Below are 3,412 nucleotides of genomic sequence, written 5' to 3'. Positions count from 1 at the left end.
GGCCGAGCCAGCGGCCCAGGGAGGACTGGACGAAGTCGGACAGCGCGACCACCGCGGCCAGCAGCAGGCTGGCAGTGGCCGCCGTCAACGGCAATGCACGGTAGTTCAGCAGCAGCCCGGCAGCCAGCAGGACCAGGCTCGCCCACAGCAGCCAGCCGCCGGTGGCGTCGAAGAACGCCACCCACCCTTGGCCTGGCCCAAATCCGAGTAGTGCAGCAGCACCACCTCATGATCGACGTCCGGGATCAGTGAGGCCAGGGAAACCCCGCGCTGCTCCAGGTCGGTTTTCACGGCGTCAACCAGCACCCCCAGGTTGATGCTCAGGCGTCCGGAGTCCTGCAGGTTGACCGTGGAGCTTTCTTCACGCAGCACCGCCAGGCTCTGGGTGTGGCTCAGATGCACACCCTGCTCCCAGGCCCGGGCGAACGCGTCGGAACGCACCGCGGACTGCACCGCCTCATGCACCAGCGGCTGAACCTTCTCATCCAGGGCGGTGACCAGTGCATTCCCCAGCGCCGTTCCGGTCTGCTGGGTCAGGGTCGAGAGCCACTGCGGCAGCCTATCGGCGGGGATCCGGGAGTCGTGCACCAAGGATTCCACCCGGTCCATGATGGCGCCGGTGGCTTCGTCCGTGACCTGTTGCTGGATCCCTGGATCCTGGGCCAGCGGGGCCAGGGCGACATTGAAGGTGGGTGTGTCCAGCAGCTGTGTTTTGCCCCAGTGGCTGATGATCCCGGTGGGCAGGGCCAGCAGGCCCAGGATCAGCAGCACCGCCGCGATCACCCGGGGTATGGGGTGGGGCCGCATCGAGCCGTCGGGGGAAGCTTGCTTAGCTAGTGCCACTGATTTTCCTTTCACGTGGCCTACGATCTGGAGGGGACTAAACGAGAATGGCGACCACACTTAGTGGTCGCCATTCTCGTTGGGTCATGCCTAGTTCTCGAAGACCGGGCTCTCGGTGCGGGTGCGCTTCATCTCGAAGAAGTACGGGAAGGAAGCCAGCTGCACGGAGGCGTCGAACAACTTGCCCGCGTCCTCGCCGGTGGGGACCCTGGTAATGACCGGGCCGAAGAACGCGGTGCCGTTGACCTCCACGATGGGCGTGCCCACGTCCTGGCCCACCTTGTTGATGCCGGCCTCATGGCTGGCGCGCAGCGCGTCATCGTGGGCATCGCTCTGCCCGGCCTCGGCCAGCTCGGCCGGAAGACCCACCCGTTCCAGGGCCAGGCGGACCACTTCCTCGCGGTCCTGAACCTTTTCGTAGTGGATCAGTTCGCCCATGGCGGTGTACAGCTTGTCCTTGTACTGCTCACCGTGTTCGGCCGCGGCGGCAATGATCACCCGTACCGGAGCCCAGGCGCTGTCCATCGACTTGCGGTAGTCCGCATCCAGGTCGCGTCCCTCGTTCAGCACGGACAGGCTCATGACGTTCCACGTCACGTCCACGTCGCGGACCTTTTCCACTTCCTTTATCCAGCGGCTGGTGGCCCAGGCGAAGGGGCAGATCGGATCGAACCAGAAACCTACTTGGGCTCGTTCTGCCATGGTGATTCCCACTTTCTTCTCGACGTTGCGTTCTGTGTACTACTGCGCTCTCCCGCGGTGCCGACGCCGGCTGCGGTTCTGCAAAGCCGGCGGCCGGTCCTAGGCGGACTTCTTGCCGCGCTTGTCGGAGACGGCGGCGGAAACCAGGGTCGGTTCGGCGCCGTCGAGCACCACCTCACGGGTGACGACCACTTCCCCGATGTCCTCCAGGCTGGGCAGGTCGAACATGATCGAGGCCAGGGTCTCCTCCAGGATGGCGCGCAGGCCGCGGGCACCGGTTTCCCGCTCGATCGCCAGTTCGGCGATGGCCTCCAGTGCCGGCTGTTCGAAGCTGAGGGCCACCCCATCCATTTGGAACATCTTCTGGTACTGCTTGACCAGCGCGTTCTTCGGCTCGGTCAGCACCCGGACCAGGGCCTCGCGGTCCAGGTGTTCCACGGTGGTGATCACCGGCAGGCGGCCAATGAACTCGGGGATCAGCCCGAACTTCAGCAGGTCCTCGGGCCGCACGTCCGAGTAGGAGGCGGTTTCGGACTTCAGCGCGGTCAGCGGCGCCCCGAAGCCGATGCCCTTGCGTCCGGCGCGGGAGGAGATGATTTCCTCCAGCCCGGCGAAGGCGCCGGCGACGATGAACAGAATGTTGGTGGTGTCCAGCTGCAGGAAGTCCTGGTGCGGGTGCTTGCGTCCACCCTGGGGCGGCACGGCGGCGACGGTGCCTCCAGGATCTTCAGCAGTGCCTGCTGCACGCCTTCCCCGGAAACGTCGCGGGTGATGGACGGGTTTTCGCTCTTGCGCGAGATCTTGTCGATCTCGTCAATGTAGATGATCCCGGTTTCGGCCTTCTTCACGTCGTAGTCGGCGGCCTGGATGAGCTTGAGCAGGATGTTCTCCACATCCTCACCGACATAGCCGGCCTCGGTCAGACTGGTCGCGTCGGCGACCGCGAACGGGACATTCAGTTTCTTGGCCAGCGACTGGGCCAGATAGGTTTTGCCGCAGCCGGTGGGGCCGATGAGCATGATGTTGGACTTGGAGACCTCGACGTCGCTGAGCGGGTCATCGTTGGTCAGGGCCGCGACGGGGGCCTTGTCCTGGTTGCCGTGGATGCGCTTGTAATGGTTGTACACGGCCACGGACAGGGCGCGCTTGGCGGCTTCCTGCCCGATGACGTACTCCTCCAGGGAGGAGAAGATCTCTCGGGGCTTGGGCAGCGAAAATTCCTCGCTGGTGTGTTCCTCGGCGAACTCCTCGGCGATGATTTCGTTGCACAGCTCAATGCATTCGGTGCAGATATAGACACCGTGGCCTGCGATCAGCTTCTTGACCTGCTTCTGGCTCTTTCCGCAGAAAGAACACTTCAGCAGGTCCGAACCTTCTCCCATTCGTGCCATCGCGCTGTTCTCCCTATAAGTTGAGGACCGTGATCTAAAGTTAAGTCTAAGACAGGACGGCGACGCTTTAGCTGAAGATGGCGGTCTACCGGTCGTGTGCCCGCTGCCTGCTCGGGGTTACTCTCGGTAAACCGCCATCGTTCACTTCTTTATTCCCGGGTCACCACCCGGTTTGCTGCTAGTGCCCGACCTGGCGAGCGAGCTTGCGGGAGGTGAGCACCTCGTCCACAATGCCGTAGGTCTTGGCTTCATCGGCCGTCATGAACAGGTCACGCTCGATGTCGTTGCGGACCTTCTCGGTGTCCTGACCGGTGTGTGAGGAGAGGGTGTTCTCCAGCCATTCGCGCATGCGCATGACTTCCTCGGCCTGGATCTGCAGGTCGGTCGCGGTGCCGCGCTCCCCTCCGCCCATGGCCGGCTGGTGGATCAGCACACGGGCGTTGGGCAGCGCCAGGCGCTTGCCCGGGGTGCCGGCG

4 protein-coding genes and 1 pseudogene are annotated in these 3,412 nt (G+C 64.1%); all 5 read right to left on the bottom strand.

Annotated elements, in window-relative coordinates:
* A partial coding sequence (locus JCM19049_RS10035) for a hypothetical protein (protein ID WP_279402916.1) occupies window positions 1-181 on the bottom strand: 181 nt, incomplete at its 3' end.
* On the bottom strand, window positions 106-843 hold the full coding sequence (locus JCM19049_RS10030) for a hypothetical protein (protein ID WP_279402915.1): 738 nt from the start codon (window positions 841-843) through the stop codon (window positions 106-108). The genes JCM19049_RS10030 and JCM19049_RS10035, both read right to left, overlap by 76 nt.
* Before the next feature lie 90 nt (window positions 844-933).
* Entirely contained in the window at window positions 934-1,545 is a 612-nt protein-coding gene (locus tag JCM19049_RS10025; protein WP_054821514.1) for a DsbA family protein, read from the bottom strand.
* Window positions 1,546-1,644: 99 nt separating this feature from the next.
* Window positions 1,645-2,936, bottom strand: a pseudogene (gene clpX, locus JCM19049_RS10020) (ATP-dependent Clp protease ATP-binding subunit ClpX).
* Between the two features lie 178 nt (window positions 2,937-3,114).
* Window positions 3,115-3,412 (bottom strand): ATP-dependent Clp protease proteolytic subunit (locus tag JCM19049_RS10015; protein ID WP_279402914.1); only part of this gene is annotated, 298 nt, incomplete at its 5' end.

The sequence above is a fragment of the Arthrobacter sp. JCM 19049 genome (assembly GCF_001310435.1).
This window is presented reverse-complemented; position numbering and strand designations above follow the sequence as displayed.

Bases quoted from the DNA above. Each gene is read 5' to 3' on its own strand.
- JCM19049_RS10025 (WP_054821514.1), bottom strand. From the start codon at position 1,545: ATGGCAGAACGAGCCCAAGTAGGTTTCTGGTTCGATCCGATCTGCCCC.